This window comes from Falsiroseomonas frigidaquae, assembly GCF_012163145.1.
In the GTDB taxonomy this organism is placed as follows: Bacteria; Pseudomonadota; Alphaproteobacteria; order Acetobacterales; family Acetobacteraceae; genus Falsiroseomonas; species Falsiroseomonas frigidaquae.
Map to the genome: position 1 here is coordinate 372,811 of NZ_JAAVTX010000004.1, position 20,905 is coordinate 393,715.

The following is a 20,905-nucleotide window of genomic DNA, read 5'->3' on the forward strand; positions in this document are numbered from 1 at the left end:
ATGAGCACTCCCGACGCCTCCTCCCTGCGCCACGCGGCGCGGCTTCGCGAAGCCGGCGACCTGCCGGCCGCCGTGCAGGCGCTGGACGGCATCGATGCCGCGACGGACCCGCAGGCCGGCTTCGTACAGCTCCGCTACCTGTTCGAGTTGCAGGACTATGCCGGCCTGCAGCAGGTGACGCGCCGGCAGCTTGCCACGCTGTCCGGCGGTGTGCCGCGCGATGCCGTGCAATGGCTCGCCACGCTGCTGCGCTTCGCCGAACGCTGCTGCCTGCCGCCGGTGGAGATCGCCGCGGCGCTGGATGCTACCCGCCTCGCCGCCCTGGCGGAGCCGGAACTGCTGCTGGCTTGGCGCGCCGTGCGCCGCCGGCAGAATTACCGGGAGGCGCTGCCCGGGCGTTTCAGCGGCGGCGTCTCGCTGATCTCGCTCGGCACCAACTGCCTGCCCTGGCACCTGCCCGGCCGCTGGGGGCTGCGGCGGATGGCGGATTTCACCGCGCTGTTCGGTCCCTTCTCGCTCGCCGGGCACAGCATCCCCGGCATGGTCGCGGCGCTGGAGGATGATTTCGCCAGCTACTGCACGCCGGAGACGACGCGCATCGTCACCACCCCGCGCGGCCACGCCCTGGCGATGCGGAAGGACCGCGGCGCGCATTGGAACCACAATCGCGGCCCCTATTGGCTGGGCCAGGATTCCGCGCCGCTGCGCGCCAACCTGGCCGGCAAGGTGGATCTGTTCCGTGCCGCCTGCCGCCGGCCGGATGCGGTGTTCCTGCTGGCCGGCTGCCAGGTGGAATATCCCGAGGAACCGCTCGATTTCCTGCCGCGCCTCGATGCGGCGCTGGCGCGCTTCACCGGCCGGACCGGCAACCGCATCCACATCACCAACCAGACCGCCCGGCGGCGGGAGGCTGCAAGCCACCGGGTGGATGAGAGCACCACCTTCGCCTACTGCCCCTTCCCGGGCGCCGAATATGTCTGGCACGACGATGCCGCCGCCGACAGCCCGGCGGGGCAGGAGTTCGAGCGGACCTACATGCTGGCGCTGATCCGCAGCCTGCTGCGCTGGCGCGTGCTGCAGCGCATGGCGGTCCCGGCTGAAGCATGATGGCTGCAACATCAGCGCCGCCCACGACGCTGGATATCGACCTGGCGCAGGAGGCACCGCTCGGCGCCCGGCTGCGGCGGCTGTTCCATTCCGAGGATCATGCCGCCTTCCAATCCCTGCTGCGCCTCGCCATCACGCATCTGGGCGAGATACCGGACCCGTCCCTGCCGCACCTGCTGTTCCTGCTGCGCTTCGGCGAACGCGCCTGCCTGGAGCCGGCGCTGCTGCAAACGCTGCTCGATGGCCTGCGCGATCGGGCGGAGGCCGATGCAGGGCTGCGCCCGGTCTGGCAGGCGGTGGCGCGGCGGCAGGCCTTCCGCCTGCGGCAGCGGGCGCGCCGCCAGGGCCCGCTGACCCTGGTCTCGCTCGGGCTGCATTGCCTGCCCTGGACCCTGGTGAACCGCTGGGGTTTCCGCGACGCGCCGCAATTCGCCGTGCTGCAGAACCCCTTCTGCATGGCGCTGCACAAGGCCGATACGGTGGTGCGGGCCATCGCCAATGATTTCGTGGGCTATGCCGAGCCGGCGCTGATGCGGGAGACGACGACACCGCAGGGCCAGCGCATCGCCATGCGCCAGGATGGCGGCGCGGTGTGGAACCACAATCGTGGCCCCGCCTGGCTTGATGAGGATTACGCCGGCCTGCGCCGCTCGCTCGCCACCCGCGCGGAGGCCTTCCGGCAATCCTGCCGGGCGGAGGGCTTGGTCTTCCTGATGGGCGACAGCCGCGTGGATGTCCCCCCCAAGGAGCCGATCCCCTTCCTCGCCCCGCTGCGCCAGGCGCTGGCGCGCGCCACGGGCCAGCCGGATTGCCGCCTGATCCTGACCAGCCAGCCCCGCCGTGGCGGCGAGCGCGGCCTGGCCTGGCTGGAGGACGGCACGGCGCTGGTCGCCGCCCCCTATCCGCATCAGCGCTACACCTGGGCCAATGACGACGAGGCCGATAGCGCGGAGGGTCTCGATTTTGAACAGGCCTATGCCGAGGCGCTGCTGGCCTGCCTGACCCGCTGGGGGATGGCCGCATGACCGCGCTATTGCCGCGTGAGCTGCTGGACCGGGTGGTGTTGCGCCACTGGCGCCAGGGGCAGTGCGAGGCGCTGACCGGCCGCGACTTCTGGCAGCGTGTCACCGCCCGCGCCGAATGGGTGGAGGCGAATACCCCGCCCGGCGGGCTGGTGCTGGTGATCGGCGCCACCGGGGGCGAGGCGATGGCGCTGTTCCTCGGCATCGCCGCCGCCGGACGGCTCGGCGCCTTCTTCCCGCCGGCCTCCCCCTTGCAGGACCAGCGGCACTTCTTCGACCAGCAGCGCGCGGCGCTGGCCGCCATCGCCCCGGATGCGATCTGCGTGCTGGAGGATGCGGCGGCGGAGACGCTGCGCCGCATCGCCCCGGACCTCGCGCGGGTGGTGCGCCTCGCGCCTTCCAGCGCGACCGGCGACAGCGTGGCGGCGATGGATGTGCTGCGGGCGCGGCTCGCTTCCGATGCGCCACTGTTCGTGCAGCATTCCTCCGGCACCACTGGCATCAAAAAGGCAGTCGCGATCAGCGGGCGGATGCTGGCCGGGCAGTTTGGTGCCTATTGGCCGGGGCTGCGAGCGGAGCTGGGGGTGGATCGGCTCTCCGTCGCCTCCTGGCTGCCGCTGTATCACGACATGGGGCTGATCGCGGGCTTCCTGCTGCCGATGCTGGGGGGCGACTGCGTCTCCATCCTCGACCCCTTCGAGTGGATCGGCGCGCCGGGGCGGTTCCTGGAGATGATCGAGGCTGATGGCTGCGACATCGCCTGGATGCCCAACTTCGCCTTCCGCCACTTCACCCGGCTGAAGCGCGCCCTGAAGCCGGCGCGGCTGGACACGATGCGGTTGTGGATCGACTGTTCCGAGCCCTGCCGCATGGTAGATGCCCAGGGCTTCGAGGCCGCCTTCGCCGATTGGGGCGTGCGGCCGCGTTCCGTCGTCGGCTGCTACGCCATGGCGGAGACCGTCTTCGCCGTCAGCCAGGGCCGCCCGGCCACGCGCATCGGCCTCGCCGTGCCGCCGGATGTCGCACCGGGCCAGGCGGTGCCGGAGGATTGGCTGGCGGAGGCGGCGCCGCCAGGCCGCAAGCTGGTGCTGTCCTCCGGCCACATGCTGCCCGGCGTCAGCCTGGCGGTGTTCGATGGCGACCGCGAATTGCCGGAAGGCCATTACGGCGAGATCGGCCTCAGCGCGCCCTTCCTGTTCGGCGGCTATCGCGGATTTTCGGCGGCGGCGGCGGAGGGTGTGTTCCGCACCGGCGACCTCGGCGTGATGCTGCGCGGCCAGGTCTTCGTCTTCGGCCGGCTGAAGGAGATCATCATCGTCAACGGCAAGAACCTGTTCGCCGGCGATGTGGAGGCGGCGCTGGCCGCCATTCCCGGCCTGCGCCCCGGCCGCGCCGTCGCCTTCGGCATCGAGAGCGACCAGACCGGCAGCGAGGAGCTGGTGCTGGTGGCCGAACAGGACGAGGCCGCCGGCATCACCGCCGCCGAAAGCCGCGCCGCGATCAGCCGCCTGGTCACCGAAAGCTTCCTGGTGAAGCCGCGCGACGTGCGGATCGTCGCCGATCGCTGGCTGGTGAAGAGCACCAGCGGCAAGATCAGCCGCGAGGCGAATCGCCGCCGCTACCTCGAAACCTTCCGCACCTCGGAGTGACCCCCATGCCCGCCTTCACCCTGGCCGACCTGCAGGCCATCGCGCGCGAGGTCATCGGCGACCGCGAGATCGAGCTTGCGCCGGAGATGGAGGCCGCCGACGTGCCGGGCTGGGACAGCCTGAACCACACGCTGATCAGCGTGGAGATCGAAAGCCGCACCGGCGCCGCGGTGGATGCGCAGCAACTGGCGGCCTGCCCGAATTTCGGGGCGCTGGTGGCGTTCGTGGCGGCGCAGCTGCCGGGTTGAACGGCCGGTTGAACGGCATGTCATCGGGCGGCGGGTCGACAAGCGCCTGACGCGCCCCAACCTCCCGCGCATCCTGGCGAGGGACATGACATGGCATTCACGAAGATCGGCCCCGTTGCGAAAATCCGACGGCGCGGCGCGCTCGGCCTGCTGGGCACGATGGCCGCCACGGGCGGCGCGCTCGCGCATCATGGCTGGTCCTGGGCGGAAGGTGACCAGGGCACGCTGACCGGCACGGTGCGGGAGGTCTATGTCGGCCCGCCGCACCCGACCCTGCGGGTGGAGGCCGATGGCCAGATGTGGACGGTGGAACTCGGCAATCCGCGGCAGACCGAACGCGCCGGCTTCCGGCAGGATTCGCTGCGGCCGGGGCAGGAGATCACGGCGCTGGGCAACCGGTCCCGCGACAGTTCCGAACGGCGGATGAAGGCGGTGCGCGTGACCGTCGGCGAGCGGCGCTTCGACTTCTACCCCGAGCGCATCCAGGGCGGCTGACGGCGCTTGCTGGACCTGATCGCGGACTCCGCCCCCGCGGCGGCGCTGCGCGGGTCTGTCACGCTGTATCTGCTGGTGAATGCGGCGCATGTGCTGGGCATCGGGCTGCTGGTCGGCGCGATCGTCACGCTCGACCTGCGGCTGCTGGGCGCCTTCCGCAACGCGGCGCTGGCGCATCTGGCGCCGCCGCTGGTCCGCGTCGCGGCCAGCGGGCTGGGGCTGGCGGCGCTGACCGGGCTGGCCTTGTTCAGCACGCGGCCGGCGACCTATCTGGAGAACCCGGCCTTCCTGGCGAAGCTGGCGCTGCTGGCGCTGGCCCTGCTGAACCTGGCGCTGCTGCATGCCGGGCGGCCCTGGCCTGCGGCGCTGGCGGGCGGGGTCGTGACGGGGCGGCTGCGGCTGGCGGCCGGGGTGTCGCTGGCCGCCTGGATCGGCGCGCTGCTGGCGGGACGCTGGATCGGTTTCCTGCAATAACCGCCGCCTCAGGCGGAGAATCGGGATGCAGGGTCGTGTTGTGGCGGTGGCGGCTTCGCCTGGGCATGAATTCTCCAAGCCGGCGCAGCCGCGCATCACGCTGCTGGCCGGACTTGGCGTGCAGGGCGATGCGCATTGCGGGGAACTGGTCAAACACCGGTCGCGCGTGAAGGCGAACCCGAACCAGCCCAACCTTCGCCAGCTGCACCTGATCCCGGCCGAGCGGCTGGAACTGCTGCGCGCCCAGGGCTTCGACGTGACGCCGGGCGCGCTGGGGGAGAATGTGACGACGGAGGGGGTGGACCTGTTCGCCCTGCCGCGCGGCACCCGCCTGCAACTGGGGGCGACCGCGGTGGTCGAGGTGACCGGGCTGCGGAACCCCTGCTACCAGCTCGACGATTTCCAGAAGGGGCTGATGAAGGCGACGCTGGAACGCGCGCCGGACGGCGCGCTGCTGCTGCGGGCCGGGATCATGGCGGTGGTGATCGAGGGCGGCGAATTGGCGCCGGGCGATGCGCTGCGGGTGGAATTGCCGGCGGAGCCGCATCAGGCGCTGGAACGGGTATGAGCCGGCTGCTCGCTTTCGCGGGCCTTCCGGGCACCGGCAAATCCACGCTGTCCCGCGCGCTGGCGCAGGCGCTGGGCGCCACCTGGATCCGCATCGATCATATCGAACAGGCGTTGCGCGAGGGCGGCATCGCCGATGTCGGTCCTGCCGGCTACCTGGCCGGCTATGCAGTGGCGCGGGCGAACCTGTCGCTCGGCCTGTCGGTGGTCGCGGACAGCGTCAACCCGCTGCGGATCACCCGCGACGCTTGGCGCGACGCCGCCCAGGCGGCGGGCGCGGAGCTTATCGAGGTCGAAATCGTCTGTTCCGATCCCATCGAGCATCGCCGCCGCGTCGAAACCCGCACCATCGATGTCCCCGGCCTTGTGCCACCGGATTGGGATGCGGTGCTGCGGCGGGAGTATGAAAGCTGGCACCGGCCGCGGCTGGTGATCGACACGGCCGGGCGCAGCCTGGATGCCTGCCTGTCCGAGCTGCGCGCGGCGCTGGGCTGAGACCCCTTCCCCTTTCGCCGAACCGCCAGCATATTCCCCGCCGAATGGGAACATTGCCGGAACTTTTTCAGGCCTGGTTCGCCGATCGCGGCTGGGCGCCGCGGCCGCACCAGCTTGCCTTGCTCGGCGCCGTGCAGGGCGGATCGAGCGCCCTGCTGGTGGCGCCGACCGGGGGCGGCAAGACGCTGGCGGGGTTCCTGCCCTCCCTGGTCGATCTGCATGAGAAGCCGCGCCCCGAGGGAAAGGGGTCGCTGCACACGCTGTATATATCGCCGCTGAAGGCGCTGGCGGTGGATATCGCCCGCAACCTCACCGCCCCGGTCGAGGCGATGGGCCTGCCGATCCGCATCGAGACCCGCACCGGCGACACCCCCGCCAATCGCCGCGCCCGCCAGCGGGTGGACCCGCCGAACTTCCTGCTGACCACGCCCGAAAGCCTGGCGCTGCTGCTGACCCTGCCGGATGCGGGCGAGATGTTCGCCGGGCTGCACGCCATCGTGGTGGATGAGATCCATGCCCTGGCCGGCACGAAGCGTGGCGACCAGCTTGCGCTCGGCCTGGCGCGGCTGGCGACGCTGGCGCCGGGCGCGCGCCGCATCGGCCTGTCCGCCACCGTCGCGCACCCGACCCCACTGCGCGCCTATCTCTCCCCCACCGGGCGGCCGGAAGATGTGGCGCTGGTACAGGGCGCGCCGGGCGCGGCGCCGAGCCTCGATATCCTGCTGCCGGAAGGCCGGCTGCCCTGGGGCGGGCATATGGGCCTGGCCTCGATGCCGGAGGTCTATCGCCGGATCCGCGGCGCCGGCGTCACCATCGTCTTCGTCAACACCCGCGCGCAGTCGGAACTGTGCTTCCAGGCGCTGTGGCGACTGAACGACGACAACCTGCCGATCGGCCTGCACCACGGCAGCCTGACGGTGGAGCAGCGCCGCAAGGTGGAAGCGGCGATGGCCGACGGCCGCCTGCGCGCGGTGGTCGCCACCGCCTCGCTCGACCTCGGCATCGACTGGGGCGCGGTGGACCAGGTGGTGCAGGTCGGCGCGCCGAAGGGCGTTTCGCGACTTCTGCAACGCATCGGCCGCGCCAATCATCGGATGGACGAGGCGAGCCAGGCGGTGCTGGTGCCGGCGAACCGCTTCGAGGTCATCGAATGCGTCGCCGCCCGCCAGGCGATTTCCGCAAATGAACTAGATGGCGACCCGCCGCGCGAGGGCGGCCTCGACGTGCTCTGCCAGCACATTTTGGCAGTTGCGGTCGCCGGGCCTTTCCACCCGAATGACCTGTATCGGGAGGTGCTGCGCGCCGCGCCCTATGCCAGCCTGTCGCGCCAGGATTTCGACGACGCGCTGCGCTTCGTCGAGGACGGCGGCTACGCCCTGCAATCCTACGACCGTTTTCGGCGATTGTTCCGGGATGCGGAGGGCATGATCCATATCCGCGGCCCCGCCGCCGCGCGCCAGCTGCGGATGAACCTCGGCACCATCGTCGAAACGCCACTGGTGAAAGTCAGGCTGCGCGGCGGGCCCGTGCTGGGGGAGGTGGAGGAATGGTTCGTCTCCACCCTCACCGCCGGCGACTGCTTCATCTTCGCCGGCCAGATGCTGCGATTCGAGGGGCTGGACGCGCTGGCCTGCATCGTCTCCCGCGGCGGCGAGGGCGACCCCCGCGTGCCCGCCTATGCCGGCAGCCGCATGCCGCTGACCACGCACCTCGCCGCCCGCGTGCGCGGCATCCTGCACGACCCGAAATCCTGGCCCGCCTTGCCGGAGTCGGTGCGCGAATGGCTGCGGCTGCAACAGCATGTCTCCGTCATGCCGCCGCGCGACGGGCTGCTGGTGGAGACTTTTCCGCGCGGCGACCGCTGGTTCCTCGTCGCCTATTGCTTCGAGGGGCGGCTGGCGCACCAGACACTGGGGATGCTGGTGACGAAGCGGATGGAACGCCTCGGCATGGCGCCGCTCGGCTACCTCGCCACGGATTACGTCCTCGCCTGCTGGTCCGCCTTCGAACCGCATGGCATCGAGCGGCTGTTCGAGGAGGACATTCTGGGCGAGGAGCTGGAAGCCTGGATGGCCGAAAGCAGCATGCTCCGCCGCACCTTCCGGAACATCGCCACCATTGCGGGGCTGATCGAGAAGAATCATCCCGGTCAGGAGAAGTCGGGCCGCACGATGACCATGAATGCTGATCTCATCTACGACGTGCTGCGCCGGCACGAGCCGGACCACATCCTGCTGCGCGCCACGCGGCGCGAGGCGGCGGCCGGGCTGACCGATGTGGCCCGCATCTCCCTGCTGCTGGCGCGCGCACGGGCGGGTGGCATCCGGCACATGGCGTTGGACCGCGCCTCCCCCCTCTCCGTGCCGGCGCTGATCGAGGAAGGCCGCGAATGGGTGGCCGGCGGGGCGCAGGATGCGCTGCTGGCGGAAGCCGCCGACCTGGTGGCGGAGGCGACGGACGGCGCCGATCTGTTCAACGAAATCCTGGCCAATGTGACGGAGGCCATCCCGCCGCGCGGCGACCGGGACCGCGCCCGCCGCCCGCGCGACCCGAAACGCCGCAATGCCCGCTTCATCCGCAGCGCGCCGAAGAACCTGGGCGCCCCGCGATGAACGCCGCACCGCTGCATATCGCCGGCCAGCGCCTGATGCTGGACCCGGCGGGCGTCGCCATCTGGCCGGCGGAGAAGCTGCTCGTGGTCTCCGACCTGCATCTGGAGAAGGGCAGCAGCTTTGCGGCGCGCGGCAGTTTCGTGCCGCCCTATGACACGCGCGAAACGCTGGAACGCCTGGCGCTGGCACTGCGCCGCTGGCGTCCGGAGCGGCTGGTGCTGCTGGGCGACAGTTTCCATGACCGGCATGGCTGCGCCCGGCTACACGCCTCCGACTGCGCGGCCTTGCAGAGGATGCTGGGTGCGCTGGCGCAGGTTGTCTGGGTGCTCGGCAACCATGATCCGGAGCCGCCGGTGGGCCTGCCCGGCACGGCGACTGAGGAATATCGCCATGGCCCCTTCGTCTTCCGCCATATCGCGCAGCCCGGCCGGGCGGTGCCGCCGGGCGAGCTTTCGGGCCATTACCACCCCAAGGCCACCATGCCGGTGCGATCCGGTGCCGTGACGCGGCCCTGCTTCCTGACCGATGGCCGTCGTCTGCTGCTGCCCGCCTTCGGCGCCTATACCGGCGGGCTGGAGGTGCGCGATCCCGCCATCGCCAGCCTGTTCCCGCGCGGTGGCCGCGCCTTCCTGCTGGGGGCGGAGCGGCTGTTCAGCTTTCCCACCGGCCCGCTGCGCGGTGCGGCGCCAGTGCCCGAAACGGCAAACGCGCCGCCCTGACGGGCGACGCGTTGCATTCAACCTCGGAGATCAGCCTCCGTGGCTCACGGCCACATGAGCTGGTCGACGGCGTGGATCACGCCGTTGCTGGCGACGATGTTCGGCGCCACCACGCGCGCCGGCTGCGCATTCACATTGGCGCCGGCCGAGCCGAAGCCCGCGATCTGCTGCGCCGGGGCCGGGTTGCGCACCAGGACCGAGTCGGCCGTGCCGGTGATGGAGATGTCGGCACCGTTGCGCGTGCGCAGGCGGCGATCGCTGCCCATCAGCTCGGAGGCGCGGAAAGCGCCCGGCACGATATGATAGTTGATCAGCGCGCCGAGGCGCTGGCGATCCACGCTCTCCTGGCTGCCGCCGGAGCTGTTGGTGCCGACAAGCTGCTGCAGCAGGTTGGCCGGGGCGCCGGTGAAGGCGGCATCGGTCGGCGCGAAAACCGTCAGCGGCTGTGCGGAGCGGAAATCCTCGACCATGCCGGCGCGCGTGATCAGGTCCAGGAAGCGCGAGAAACGGCTGTCACCGGCCATCGTGTCGGCCAGGGTGGCGGTGGGAGGCACGGATTGCGCGCGCAGGATGCCGGGCGCGGCGAGCGAACCGGCAGCGGCCATGCCACCGATCATCAGGAAGCCGCGTCGCAGCATGTGAGACTTGATCATGGGGGTATCCTTCACCTGTGGCCCGCACAGCCCTGTGCCTCTCGGGGGGTGACGCGGGGCATTGCGGTCGGGTCAAGAACGCCGCAGCCCCGCAATGGTTCGCTTCAAGCGGGATGCGCGGGGTCGCCGCAGACGCCGCCACCCTTTTCCGCTCCACTTGCCGCGGATTCGCCCTACATGAAGGGGATGACTGAGCCTTCGCTGCTGTGGTTCCGCCACGACCTCCGCCTCTCCGACCACCCTGCCCTGCTTGCCGCCATGGCCACCGCCGAAACGGATGGCGGCCGCCCGGTGCTGCCGGTCTTCGTGCTGGATGACGATGCCGCCGGGGCGCAGCGTCCCGGCGGTGCGGCCCGCTGGTGGCTGCGAGGCAGCCTCGCGGCACTCGGCGATGACCTGGCGGCGCGCGGCGCGCCCCTGCTGCTGGCCCGCGGGCGGGCGGAGACGGTGTTGCCGGCACTGGCCGCCGCCATCGGCGCCGGCAGCATCCATGCCGGGCGCGGCTACGAACCCTGGGCGCGGGCACAGAGCCAGCGCGTGCATGAGGCGCTGCAGAATGCCGGCCGCCGCCTCGTGCTGCACACCACCGCGGTGCTGCGGGAACCGCACGGCTTCGGCGCCGCCAGCGGCAAGCCCTATGCCGTCTACACGCCCTTCGCCAAGACCATGCTGGCCGCCGGCGACCCGCCCGCGCCGCACCCCGCGCCAGCCCGCATCCAGGGCGTGCCGCATCCGGTGGGCGGCGAGACGCTGCAGGCGCTGGGCCTTTACCCGGTGCCGGGGGAGCCCGACTGGGCCGCAGGTTTCGGCGCCATGTGGCAGCCCGGCGAGGCCGGTGCCCAGGCGCGACTCGCCCGCTTCACCGCGCAGGCGCTGGGCGCCTATGACCGGCAGCGCAACCTGCCCGGGCTGGACGGATCCTCCGGCCTGTCGCCGCATCTGCGCTGGGGCGAGGTTTCGCCCCGGCAGGTCTGGCATGCGGCGCGGGACGCGAAGACCGATGCCACGGGCACCGAGACCTTCCTGAAGGAGATCCTCTGGCGCGAATTCGCCTACCATCTGCTGTGGCACCGGCCGGAAATGCCGGAAGCCCCGCTGCGGGCCGAGTTTGCCGCCTTCCCCTGGCAGAAGGACCCGAAATTGCTGGCCGCCTGGCAGGGTGGCCGCACCGGCTATCCCGTGGTCGATGCCGGCATGCGGCAGCTCTGGCAGACCGGCTGGATGCACAACCGCGTCCGCATGATCGCGGCCAGCCTGCTGGTGAAGCACCTGCTGCAGCCCTGGCAGGATGGCGCCGCCTGGTTCTGGGACACGCTGGTGGATGCGGACCTCGCCTCCAACAGCGCATCCTGGCAATGGGTGGCCGGCTGCGGCACGGATGCGGCGCCCTATTTCCGCGTCTTCAACCCGATCCTGCAGGGCGAGAAGTTCGACCCCGAGGGCCGCTATGTGCGCCGCTGGGTGCCGGAACTGGCGAAGCTGCCGAACGCCTTCCTGCACCAGCCATGGGACGCGCCGCGGGATGTGCTGGCGGCCTCCGGCGTGACGCTGGGGCGCGACTATCCGCGCCCGGTGATGGACCATGCGGAAGGGCGCGCCCGGGCGCTGGCCGGCTTCGCCGCGCTGCGCGCATGAGGGACCGCCCGCAACATCTGTGGCGCGGCTTCGCCGGGCTGCGCGTGGTGGCCGATGTGCATGGCGATGCGGAGGCCTTCATCCACGCCATCGAGGGCGCGCTGGCGGCCGACATGTTCGTGCTGCAGCTGGGCGACCTGACCGACCACGGCCCGGACAGCCCGGAGGTGCTGCGCCGCATCTTCGCGCTGATCGACCAGGGCCAGGGGCTGTTCCTGCTCGGCAATCACGACCACAAGCTGCGCCGGGCCCTGACCGGCACGCAGCTCCGCATCCAGGCGGAGGGGCTGGGGCGGACCCTGGCACAGCTCGACGCCGCGCCGGATGGCGATGTGCTGAAGGCGCGCGCGGTGGAGGAGATCGGTCGCGCCCCGGCCTGGATCCGCGATGGCGGGCGCATCTTCGTCCACGGCGGCTACCACCCCGGCATGCTGCATTCCGCGCCGCCGCCGGATGCCGGCTGCCAGAAGGCGCAGGGGCTGGTGACGCGGGCGCTGTTCGGCCAGGTGACCGGGCGGATGCGGCAGGATGGCTTTCCGGACCGGGTGCATGACTGGGTGGACAAGATCCCGGCCGATGTCACCGTGGTCTGCGGCCATGACCGCCGCAGTCTGGATGGCCGGCCCTATGTGGTGGATGGCGCGCTGGGCGGGCGCTGCGTGTTCCTGGATTGCGGCGCCGGCAAGGGCGGCCACCTGGCCTGGATCGACCTGCCTTCCTGGGCCTGAAGCGCCCAGGAAGGTGGCTTTCTTGCCCTCTGTCGTGCCGCAGGCACGCCAAAAGGCGTGCCGGGCGGGCGCTCAGCGCCGCGCGCCGCTTTCGCCGGATGCCGGGTTCCGCATCCCCGGCATGGGGGTGTAGCCTGCCCCGCCCGGAGAATGCGCCATGACCGACCTGCCCAGCACCGTTGAAATCCGCGAGGAAGGCCCGCGCGAGGGCTTCCAGATCGAGCCCGGCCCGATCCCGACCGAGCGCAAGGTCGCGCTGGTGGATGCGCTCTCGGCCACCGGGCTGCACCACATCCAGGTCTGTTCCTTCGTCTCGCCGAAGCTGGTGCCAGGCTGGGCGGATGCGGAGGCGGTGGTGGCCGGCTTCGCGCCGAAGCCGGGCGTGACCTACACCGCGCTGTGGTTCAACGCCGCCGGGCTGAACCGCGCACTGGCCTTCAAGGACCGGCTGAAGGTGGAAGGCGCGGTCACCGTGGTGGCCAGCGAGGCCTTCAGCCTGAAGAACCTCAACCGCGACCGGGCGAAGAACCTGGCGGCGCAGCGGGCCAATGTCGTGGCGCATCTGGAGGCCGGCGTGGCCGTGCCGCGCATCAGCGTGCAGGCCGCCTTCGGCTGCAACTACTCGGGCGACGTGCCGCCGGCCAAGGTGATCGAGGCACTGGCGGATGCCTTCGCCATCGGCGCCGAGCACGGGCTCGAACTGCGCGAGGCGACGCTGGCGGATACCATGGGCTGGGCCACCCCGGCGCGGATCGAGCGGGTGGTGGGCGAGGTGCGCGCGCGCTGGCCGGAGCTCTCCATCATCCTGCATCTGCACGACACGCGCGGCCTCGGCATCGCCAACGCCCATGCCGGGCTGCGGCTGGGGATTTCGCGCTTCGATACCACGGTGGGCGGCCTCGGCGGCTGTCCCTTCGCCGGCCAGCCGGGTGCGCCCGGCAATATCGCGACCGAGGAACTGGTCCTGCTGTGCGAGGAGATGGGCATCGCCACCGGCATCGACCTGGATGCTCTGGTCGAGGCCGGGCGGCTGGCGGAGGATGTGGTGGGCCGCACCCTGCCCAGCACCATGCTGCGCTCCGGCGGGCTGGCCCGCTTCCGCCAGGCCGCGTGAGGATCAGGCCGGCCGCTTCAGCGTGAGGGCATCACCTGGCTGAGCCGGCCGCCCATCCGCACCGGCTCGATGCGGGTGGCGAGGCCAGTCGCATCGTCGGTTTCCAGGAACACGCCGCAGACGGTCGCCTCACCCTCGGCCGGGGCCAGCTTCTCGCCCGGCACCTTCTTCCAGAAGCGCAGCGCGGCGCCGCCCTTCTGCATGCCGATGACGCTGTCATAGTCGCCGCACATGCCGGCATCGGTCATGTAGCCGGTGCCACCCACCAGGATCTGGTGATCGGCAGAAGGCGTGTGGGTGTGGGTGCCCACCACCAGGGAAACCTTGCCGTCGAAGCTGTGGCCCATGGCCAGCTTCTCCGAGGACGCCTCGGCGTGGAAATCGACCAGGATGGCCTGGACGGTGCCGCCCGTGCCCATGCGGTGCGATGCGATGGCGGCCTGCACGCCGCGGAACGGGTCGTCCAGCGCATCCATGAACAGCCGGCCCATGGCCTGCACCACCAGCGCGCGCCGGCCATCGCCCAGCACCGCCACAAAGCTGCCCTTGCCCGGCGTGCCCGGCGGGTAGTTCAGCGGGCGGATCAGCCGTGGCTCGGTCTCGATGTAGGAGAAGATCTCCTTGCGGTCCCAGGCATGGTTGCCCAGCGTCAGCACATCCGCGCCGGCGGTGAACAGCGCGCGCGCCATCTCCGGCGCCAGGCCGAAGCCGTGGCTGGCGTTTTCCGCATTCACCACGACCAGGTCGAGCGACAGGCGATCGCGCAGCACGGGAATGGCAGCGCCGGCGGCATCGCGGCCGGAGCGGCCGACGAGGTCGCCGAGGAACAGGATTCTCAAACTTTCGCGGCTCCGCAGAAGATCACGCCACGCTCCGTCGCGATGGCGGCCAGGGGCGCGTCGTCCACCCCCACGGGCACTTCGTCAACCTCCTGGGCCGCATAGGCGACGCCCAGGGCGTAGGCGCCAGGCAGGCTGGACAGCGTGCGGTCGTAATAGCCGCCGCCATAGCCCAGGCGATGGCCAGCCCGGTCGAAGGCCAGCAGCGGCACCAGCAGCCAGTCCGGCGTCAGCGCCGCCGCATCCCGCCCGGGCTGGCTGGTGCCGAGCGGGCCGCGGGCCAGCGTGTCGCCGGGTTGCCATTGGCGGAAATGCAGCGGCTGGCCGCGCTTCGGCGTGACCGGCAGGGCGATGCGATGGCCCTTCTCGTGCAGGGCGAGGAGCAGCGGGCGGATGTCGATCTCGGCGCCCATCGGCCAGAAGCCGGCGACGACGGCGCCGGGCGGCGGCGGGGCATTGCGCAGGACCTGCGCGGTGAGCGCGGTGCCGAGTGCCGGGTCGCAGGATGCGCGGCGGGCGAGCGCGGCCTTGCGGGCCTCGGCCTTGAGGCCGGCGAGGAGTTCGGGGCAGAGCATCATGGGGAGCAAAGCGCGCCACCAGCCAAGCCCCCCCCACCCCGACCCTCCCCCACCTTCGGGGGAGGGGGAGAAGCAGTGCGGCGTGCGTCACTGCGCTGGAGCGGGAGCAACCTGCGGCGCGCCCGGCGCGCCGAGGCCGCGCGTGCGGCCCGTGCCGAGACCATCAGCATCACCGGCACAGCGGTGCAGGGCGCGAAGGTGCAGGGCGCGAAAGCCAACCACGCGGGTCGGGGCGCTGCCCCGACGCGCCCGGCGCCTGAGGTTGGAAAGAGTGCGGAGCCACCATGGCCGTGGGCGTTAAAACCCTCCTGAGACCTGCTTGTGCAGGTGGGAACCAGGTACCCAGGCCAAGACCTGAGCAGCGCCAGCCCCCGGAGGATGCTTATTGGCCCCGGGGGTTCATGTGCCTGCACCAACCTGGCAGCCCCGCCCCACCCATCTAGGGTCGGTCGAGGGTCTGGGCAATGCCCTCGATGCGGTCGGCGATGCGCGCCAGGCGTTCCGCCAGCTTCGGGTCCGGCTGGGGGGCTGCCATGTTCTGGCCGGCGCGGGCCTGGGACAGGGCCACCTTCAGGTCATGCACCTCATCCGCCAGCAGCAGGGCGCCGAGCAGCAGCAGGCGGCTTTCGCCGAACTGCCCGCCCATCGCCTTGATGGAATTGACCCGCTTGTCCACCTCGGAGGCGAGCGAGACGAGATGCGCCTCCTGCCCGTCCTCGCAGGACACCGGGTGGCTGTAGCCGCCGACGCGGACCGTGACCTGACCCATTCTACTGATCCTCTCCGAGCGCCGCGCGCAGCCGCGCAATCGTCTCGTCCAGCCGGTCCGCGATGGCGGCCACGGCGGCGCGGGGCACGCCTTCACCCGACATACCTTCACCGGACGCTGCCACCTGCCGGGGCTGCGCCGCGGCCTCGGCGAGGCGCTCGACCGCCTCCTCCAACCGCGCCAGCGCGCGGCTGGTCGGGTCCCCCGCCTGGTTCCGCGTCTGGTCCCCCGTCTGCGTGCCTGACACCCGAAACCCCCAACCGTTTGGCAGCCCAGCCGCAGCGAGTGCGCCACACGCGCCTTGTCGCCACCGGTTCCGGCATGCTGCAACGCTTTGCATGCACGGCGCGGCGGGTCAACGGTGAGCAGGGTTCGGCACGGAGGCGTCGCGATGCGGTTAACGTCGCTGCCGCCGGCCATCACGATCCGATCAGTCGGGACGTTGCGGACGGTGATGGAATGGGTGCCGGCGGGGGGTGCGCTGCTGCTTTCGGCACCCGGCGCGGCGGGCTTCCTCGGCCCCGGCGCCTGGCGGGCGCTGGCGGCGCAGGCGCCAGGCTGGCCGGATGCGCTGTGCTGCGGGGATGCGGCGGGCGACGCGCTGGCGGCGCTTCGCGCCGGTTGCCGGCTGCTGGTGCTGGATGCCACCTGCCCCGCCTTCGCCGCCGTGGCGGGCGCCGCGGCGGAGCTGGGCGCGACCCTGTTGCCGGCGCGGCCGGAGGCGCTGGAGCTGGATGTGATCGACCTGCGGCGCCCCGCCGGCCGTTCGCGTCTGGCGGATTGGCTGGCGGGACGGCATGACACCGCGCCGCCCCTGCGGTAAACGCGCCCTTACCGCCGCCAATACTCCGAGACCGGCAATCCGAGAAGGACAAGATCACGATGCGCCTGACGCCCAAGGTCCAGGAAATCCTGTCCTGGTATGAGAGCGACAACCCCGGGACCAAGGCGAACCTCGCCCGCATCCTGATGGCCGGCAAGCTGGGCGGCACGGGCCGCATGGTGATCCTGCCGGTCGACCAGGGCTTCGAGCATGGTCCCGCCCGGTCCTTCGCGCCGAACCCCGCCGCCTATGACCCGCGCTACCTGTTCGAGCTGGCGCTCGAGGCCGGGCTGAACGCCTATGCCGCGCCGCTCGGCATGATCGAGGCCGGTGCCGCCACCTATGCGAGCGCCATCCCGACCATCCTGAAGATGAACAGCAGCAACAGCCTGTCCACCACCAAGGACCAGGGCATCACCGCCAGCGTCGGCGATGCGCTGCGGCTGGGCTGCTCGGCCATCGGCTTCACCATCTACCCCGGCTCCGAATACCAGTTCGAGATGATCGAGGAGCTGCGCGAGCTGGCCGAGGAAGCCAAGTCCGTCGGCCTCGCCGTGGTGGTGTGGAGCTATCCGCGCGGCCCGATGCTGGACAAGGTGGGTGAGACGGCGCTCGACATCTGCGCCTATGCCGCGCACATGGCCGCCCTGATCGGCGCGCACATCATCAAGGTGAAGCCGCCGACCTCCGCCATCAGCCTGGATGCGGCGAAGAAGACCTACCAGACCAGCCCGGTCGCGGATGATTCGGTCGCGCGCTTCAAGCACATCGTGAATGCCTGCTTCGGCGGCCGTCGCCTGGTGGTGTTCTCGGGTGGCGAGGCCAAGGGCACGGAGGCGATCCTGGAGGAAGTCCGCGCCATCCATGCCGCGGGTGGCAACGGCTCCATCATGGGCCGCAACGCCTTCCAGCGTTCCAAGGAAGACGCGCTGGCGCTGCTGGCCGCGATCATCAACGTCTACAAGCATTGATGGGACGGCCCTTTCGCAAAGCGCGAAAGGGCCCCTCACACGCCGGCGCGGCGCATCCGCGCCGCTTGGCTTCGCCGCATTGGCGGCGGCGCCCATCCGGGCGCCCGGACCGGTCAAGCGACCGGTCCGCCTGATGAGGCCGCCCCCTCACCCCATCAGGGGGAGAGGGCTTCAGCCGACCAGGCTGGGCGGCACACCGGCGGCGGCCACGGCATCGCGCTGGCGCTGCGCCACCGCTTCCTCCGAATGGTCGTGCACCAGTTCCATGAACAGCCGGTGCCAATTGGCCTGCGCCTTCAGGCGGAAGAACACGCTGCCGAGCCCGATCGCGGCGCGGTCCATCAACGGGAATTCGCGCGGGATCTTCACGCCGCCGGTCCGCTTCAGCCCCTCATGCACCGTCTGGGCGATCTTGCGGCCGTAGCTCGGGTCGTCGGAGGGCGTGATCGATCGAACCTTGTCCTCGACCAGCGGCTCGTACAGGAAGCGCGCCCAGAGGTTCAGGACCTCCATCGTCTCCTTCGACAGGTTGCGGAAACCCCAGACGCCGTAGGCATGCGCCGCCTTTTCCCGGTCATCGTCGCGCACCGCCTCGTACAGCATCACCACGCCGGTGACGAAGCTGGCGGGGAAGATGCGGATCACGCCGAAATCGAGCAGGTTCACGCCGTGGCCGACCTCGGCATCCTCGCGCACCTGGTAGTTGCCCAGATGCGGGTCGCCGTGGATCACGCCGTAGCGGTAGAACGGCACGTACCAGGCGCGGAACAGCGCGCGGGCATAGGCGTTGCGCTCCTCCTCCGGCGGGTCTTCCTCCAGCCGGCGCAGGATGGGGCGGCCTTCCAGCCAGGACATGGTCAGCAGGCGCTTGGTCGTCAGTTCCGGCACCGCGACCGGCACCGTGACGCCCGGCGTGTTGGCGAGCATCGCGCCATACAGCCGCATGTGGCTGGCCTCGCGCTCGTAGTCCAACTCCTCACGCAGCCGGGCGGACAGCTCCTGGTAGGCCTCCGCATTGTCCAGCGTGCTGTCCATGCGGCGGTACAGGTTCAGCGCCACCTTCAACTGGCGCAGATCCGCTTCGACGATGCTCGGCATGTCCGGGTATTGCAGCTTGCACGCCACATCCCGCCCATCCGGCAGCGTGCCGCGATGCACCTGGCCCAGGCTGGCGGCGGCCACCGCTTCCTGGGTGAAGCTGGTGAAGCGGGATTGCCAGGCGGGGCCGAGTTCGCCCTGCATGCGGCGACGCACGAAGGCCCAGCCCATCGGCGGTGCGTTGGATTGCAGCGTCGCCAGTTCTTGCGCGTATTCCTCCGGCAGCGCATCCGGCACCGTGGAGAGGAACTGCGCCACCTTCATCAGCGGGCCCTTCAGCCCGCCGAGGATCTGCTTCAGATCCTCCGCATGCGCCGCCTTGTCGGTCTTGATGCCGAGGAAGCGCTGCCCCGCCACGCGCGCGGCGATGCCGCCGACGGCGCCGGAGGTGCGGACCATGCGCCGCATCTCGCCGAACAGAGTGGATTCCTTGCGGTCATCGGGCATCGGCTCAGGCAGCCTCCAACTCGTCGATAAACCCGGAAATCACGTCCAGCCCCTTGTTCCAGAAGGCGGGGTCGGAGGCATCGAGGCCGAAGGGCGCCAGCAGTTCCTGGTGCCGCTTTGTGCCGCCGGCGCGCAGCATCTCCAGGTACTTCTCCTGGAACCGCGGGTGCCCGTCGCGGAACACGCCGTACAGCGCATTCACCAGGCAATCCCCGAAGGCATAGGCGTAGACATAGAACGGCGTGTGCACGAAATGCGGGATATAGGCCCAGTAGACGCTGTAATCCGGCGTGAAGTCGAAGGCCGGACCCAGGCTCTCGGTCTGGATCTGCATCCAGATCTCGCCGATCCGCTCATGCGAGAGTTCGCCCTTGCGGCGCTCGTCATGCAGCAGCGTCTCGAAGCGATAGAAGGCGATCTGGCGGACGACGGTGTTCAGCATGTCCTCCACCTTGCCGGCCAGCAGCATGCGCCGCTTCTTCGGGTCGGTCTCGGCGTCCAGCACCGCGCGGAAGGTGAGCATCTCGCCGAACACGCTGGCGGTCTCGGCCAGGGTCAGCGGGGTGGAGGACATCAGGTAGCCCTGCTGCGCCGCCAGCACCTGGTGCACGCCATGGCCCAGCTCATGCGCCAGCGTCATCACATCCCGTGCGCGGCCGTGGTAGTTCAGCAGCAGGTACGGGTGGGCGGATGGCACGGTCGGGTGGGCGAAGGCGCCACTGGCCTTACCCGGGCGCAGCGCGGCATCGATCCACGGCTTCTCGAAGAACGGCGCCGCGATGCGCTCCAGCTCCGGGCTGAAGGCGCCATAGGCGGCCCGCACGCGGGTCACGGCATCGGGCCAGGGGATGGTGCTGTCGGTATCGTCCGGCAGCGGCGCGTTGCGGTCCCAGTGCTGCAGCTTCTCCAGCCCCAGCCACTTCGCCTTCATCGCGTAGTAGCGGTGCGACAGCCGCGGCAGGCTGGTCCAGACGGCGGAGACCAGCGCGTCCACCACCTCATCCTCCACCATGTTGGCGCGGTTGCGAGCGGAGGTGGGGCGCTTGTAGTGGCGCCAGCCGTCGATGATCTCCTTGTCCTTGGCCAGGGTGTTGGTGATCAGCGAGAACAGCCGCACCCTTTCGCCGAAGGCCTCCGACACGCCCTTGGCCGCCGCGGCGCGCATCGTGCGGTCATTCGAGGAAAGATTGTTCAGCGCGCCGGAGACGGTCAGTTCCTCCCCGCCCACCTTCACCCGCATCCCGGCGACGGTTTCATCGAACAGGCGGTTCCAGGCGGAGCGGCCGGTGACCTCCTTCTCGTGCAGCAGCTTTTCCAGATCGTCCGAAAGCTGGTGCGGGCGGAACACGCGCAGGTCGCGCAGCCAGGGGCGCCAGCGTTCCAGCGCGGCAGATTGCCGCAGCTTCGCCTCCAGCGCCGCATCCTCCAGCCGGTTGATCTCCAGCGTCAGGAACAGCACGTGGCTGCTGATCGCCGTCACCCGTTCCTGGACGGTCTGGTAGAAGCGGCCATTCTCTGCTGCCTGCGCATCGCCCGAGAAAACCAGCTGGGCGTAGGACATGGCCCGGCCGAGAATTTCCTCGATCCGTTCATAGGTCGCGATGGCGCGGGCCAGGTTGTCGCCGGAGGCCTGCGCCAGGCGGCCGGCACTGGCGGCGTGGAAGGCCTTCGCCTCCGCCTCCGCCCGGTCGAGATCGGCGGCGAGGCGCGGATCATCGGGCGCGGCGTAGAGGTCGGACAGGTCCCAGGCCGGCAGGGCCTGGCTGGTGGCGGCCGGGGCCGGATCGGAGGCGGATTTGGGGGCGGGGTTCTGGGTCACGCCCCTGCATATAGCCCGGTCCGGCGCGAGGCCAACGGGCGGT

At 70.8% G+C, this 20,905-nt stretch carries 22 protein-coding genes and 1 other RNA gene; 15 read left to right on the forward strand and 8 right to left on the reverse strand.

What is annotated here, in order from left to right; genetic code table 11:
- From HB662_RS14340 to pdeM, 10 genes are all read left to right on the forward strand, one after another.
- A complete protein-coding gene (locus tag HB662_RS14340; RefSeq protein WP_168050494.1) occupies window positions 1–1,107 on the forward strand; it encodes a DUF1796 family putative cysteine peptidase in 1,107 nt (368 codons plus the stop codon).
- Entirely contained in the window at window positions 1,107–2,132 is a 1,026-nt protein-coding gene (locus HB662_RS14345; RefSeq protein ID WP_168050495.1) for a hypothetical protein, read from the forward strand. The genes HB662_RS14340 and HB662_RS14345 overlap by 1 nt, the downstream gene beginning before the upstream one ends.
- Window positions 2,129–3,778, forward strand: coding sequence for an AMP-binding protein (locus HB662_RS14350; RefSeq protein ID WP_168050496.1), 1,650 nt, complete (start codon window positions 2,129–2,131; stop codon window positions 3,776–3,778). Before HB662_RS14345 ends, HB662_RS14350 begins: the two co-directional genes overlap by 4 nt.
- A 5-nt stretch (window positions 3,779–3,783) precedes the next feature.
- A complete protein-coding gene (locus tag HB662_RS14355) occupies window positions 3,784–4,026 on the forward strand; it encodes an acyl carrier protein (RefSeq protein WP_168050497.1) in 243 nt (80 codons plus the stop codon).
- Between the two features lie 90 nt (window positions 4,027–4,116).
- The gene (locus tag HB662_RS14360) at window positions 4,117–4,521 is read left to right on the forward strand and encodes a DUF6152 family protein (RefSeq protein ID WP_245185644.1); all 405 of its coding nucleotides are present in this window, start codon (window positions 4,117–4,119) and stop codon (window positions 4,519–4,521) included.
- A 6-nt stretch (window positions 4,522–4,527) separates the two neighbouring features.
- Window positions 4,528–4,995 (forward strand): DUF2214 domain-containing protein, encoded by a 468-nt coding sequence (locus tag HB662_RS14365; RefSeq protein ID WP_168050498.1) that lies wholly within the window; start codon window positions 4,528–4,530, stop codon window positions 4,993–4,995.
- A gap of 25 nt (window positions 4,996–5,020) precedes the next feature.
- Window positions 5,021–5,563 carry an MOSC domain-containing protein gene (locus HB662_RS14370; RefSeq protein ID WP_168050499.1) on the forward strand — a complete coding sequence of 181 codons (543 nt, stop codon included), beginning with the start codon at window positions 5,021–5,023 and terminating at the stop codon, window positions 5,561–5,563.
- Entirely contained in the window at window positions 5,560–6,057 is a 498-nt protein-coding gene (locus tag HB662_RS14375) for an AAA family ATPase (RefSeq protein WP_168050500.1), read from the forward strand. Before HB662_RS14370 ends, HB662_RS14375 begins: the two co-directional genes overlap by 4 nt.
- A gap of 44 nt (window positions 6,058–6,101) precedes the next feature.
- Complete coding sequence (locus tag HB662_RS14380; protein WP_168050501.1) at window positions 6,102–8,669, forward strand: ligase-associated DNA damage response DEXH box helicase; 2,568 nt, start codon at window positions 6,102–6,104, stop codon at window positions 8,667–8,669.
- Window positions 8,666–9,388, forward strand: coding sequence for a ligase-associated DNA damage response endonuclease PdeM (pdeM, locus tag HB662_RS14385; protein ID WP_168050502.1), 723 nt, complete (start codon window positions 8,666–8,668; stop codon window positions 9,386–9,388). The genes HB662_RS14380 and pdeM overlap by 4 nt, the downstream gene beginning before the upstream one ends.
- 44 nt (window positions 9,389–9,432) lie before the next feature.
- On the opposite strand, the gene HB662_RS14390 is transcribed toward pdeM, so the two are convergent.
- A complete protein-coding gene (locus tag HB662_RS14390) occupies window positions 9,433–10,041 on the reverse strand; it encodes a fasciclin domain-containing protein (protein WP_168050503.1) in 609 nt (202 codons plus the stop codon).
- 177 nt (window positions 10,042–10,218) lie between these two features.
- Here HB662_RS14390 and HB662_RS14395 point away from each other — a divergent pair, with 177 nt between their 5' ends.
- The 3 genes from HB662_RS14395 to HB662_RS14405 all read left to right on the forward strand — a co-directional run bounded on the left by HB662_RS14395 (window position 10,219) and on the right by HB662_RS14405 (window position 13,518).
- Entirely contained in the window at window positions 10,219–11,676 is a 1,458-nt protein-coding gene (locus HB662_RS14395; protein ID WP_171970249.1) for a cryptochrome/photolyase family protein, read from the forward strand.
- Complete coding sequence (locus HB662_RS14400) at window positions 11,673–12,404, forward strand: metallophosphoesterase (protein WP_168050504.1); 732 nt, start codon at window positions 11,673–11,675, stop codon at window positions 12,402–12,404. Before HB662_RS14395 ends, HB662_RS14400 begins: the two co-directional genes overlap by 4 nt.
- A gap of 157 nt (window positions 12,405–12,561) precedes the next feature.
- The gene (locus HB662_RS14405; RefSeq protein ID WP_168050505.1) at window positions 12,562–13,518 is read left to right on the forward strand and encodes a hydroxymethylglutaryl-CoA lyase; all 957 of its coding nucleotides are present in this window, start codon (window positions 12,562–12,564) and stop codon (window positions 13,516–13,518) included.
- Between the two features lie 17 nt (window positions 13,519–13,535).
- Here the strand turns inward: HB662_RS14405 and HB662_RS14410 are convergent, their stop codons facing one another.
- From HB662_RS14410 to HB662_RS14430, 5 genes are all read right to left on the reverse strand, one after another.
- On the reverse strand, window positions 13,536–14,357 hold the full coding sequence (locus tag HB662_RS14410) for a TIGR00282 family metallophosphoesterase (RefSeq protein WP_168050506.1): 822 nt from the start codon (window positions 14,355–14,357) through the stop codon (window positions 13,536–13,538).
- Window positions 14,354–14,935 carry a 5-formyltetrahydrofolate cyclo-ligase gene (locus tag HB662_RS14415; protein ID WP_171970250.1) on the reverse strand — a complete coding sequence of 194 codons (582 nt, stop codon included), beginning with the start codon at window positions 14,933–14,935 and terminating at the stop codon, window positions 14,354–14,356. Before HB662_RS14415 ends, HB662_RS14410 begins: the two co-directional genes overlap by 4 nt.
- A 272-nt stretch (window positions 14,936–15,207) precedes the next feature.
- A non-coding RNA gene (gene ssrS / locus HB662_RS14420) (6S RNA) lies at window positions 15,208–15,365 on the reverse strand.
- Between the two features lie 9 nt (window positions 15,366–15,374).
- Window positions 15,375–15,704: a cell division protein ZapA gene (locus tag HB662_RS14425; protein WP_168050507.1), complete on the reverse strand. Its 330-nt coding sequence runs from the start codon at window positions 15,702–15,704 to the stop codon at window positions 15,375–15,377.
- A gap of 1 nt (window position 15,705) precedes the next feature.
- The gene (locus tag HB662_RS14430; protein WP_168050508.1) at window positions 15,706–15,951 is read right to left on the reverse strand and encodes a hypothetical protein; all 246 of its coding nucleotides are present in this window, start codon (window positions 15,949–15,951) and stop codon (window positions 15,706–15,708) included.
- Between the two features lie 144 nt (window positions 15,952–16,095).
- On the opposite strand from HB662_RS14430, the gene HB662_RS14435 reads away from it, so the two are divergent.
- Both HB662_RS14435 and HB662_RS14440 read left to right on the forward strand, forming a co-directional pair.
- On the forward strand, window positions 16,096–16,527 hold the full coding sequence (locus tag HB662_RS14435) for a hypothetical protein (RefSeq protein ID WP_168050509.1): 432 nt from the start codon (window positions 16,096–16,098) through the stop codon (window positions 16,525–16,527).
- A 59-nt stretch (window positions 16,528–16,586) separates the two neighbouring features.
- The gene (locus HB662_RS14440; protein WP_168050510.1) at window positions 16,587–17,498 is read left to right on the forward strand and encodes a class I fructose-bisphosphate aldolase; all 912 of its coding nucleotides are present in this window, start codon (window positions 16,587–16,589) and stop codon (window positions 17,496–17,498) included.
- A 171-nt stretch (window positions 17,499–17,669) separates the two neighbouring features.
- On the opposite strand, the gene HB662_RS14445 is transcribed toward HB662_RS14440, so the two are convergent.
- Together HB662_RS14445 and HB662_RS14450 are read right to left on the reverse strand one after the other, a co-directional pair.
- Entirely contained in the window at window positions 17,670–19,043 is a 1,374-nt protein-coding gene (locus HB662_RS14445) for an ABC1 kinase family protein (RefSeq protein WP_168050511.1), read from the reverse strand.
- Between the two features lie 4 nt (window positions 19,044–19,047).
- Entirely contained in the window at window positions 19,048–20,862 is a 1,815-nt protein-coding gene (locus HB662_RS14450; RefSeq protein ID WP_342449513.1) for a M3 family oligoendopeptidase, read from the reverse strand.
- Window positions 20,863–20,905 lie beyond the last annotated feature (43 nt).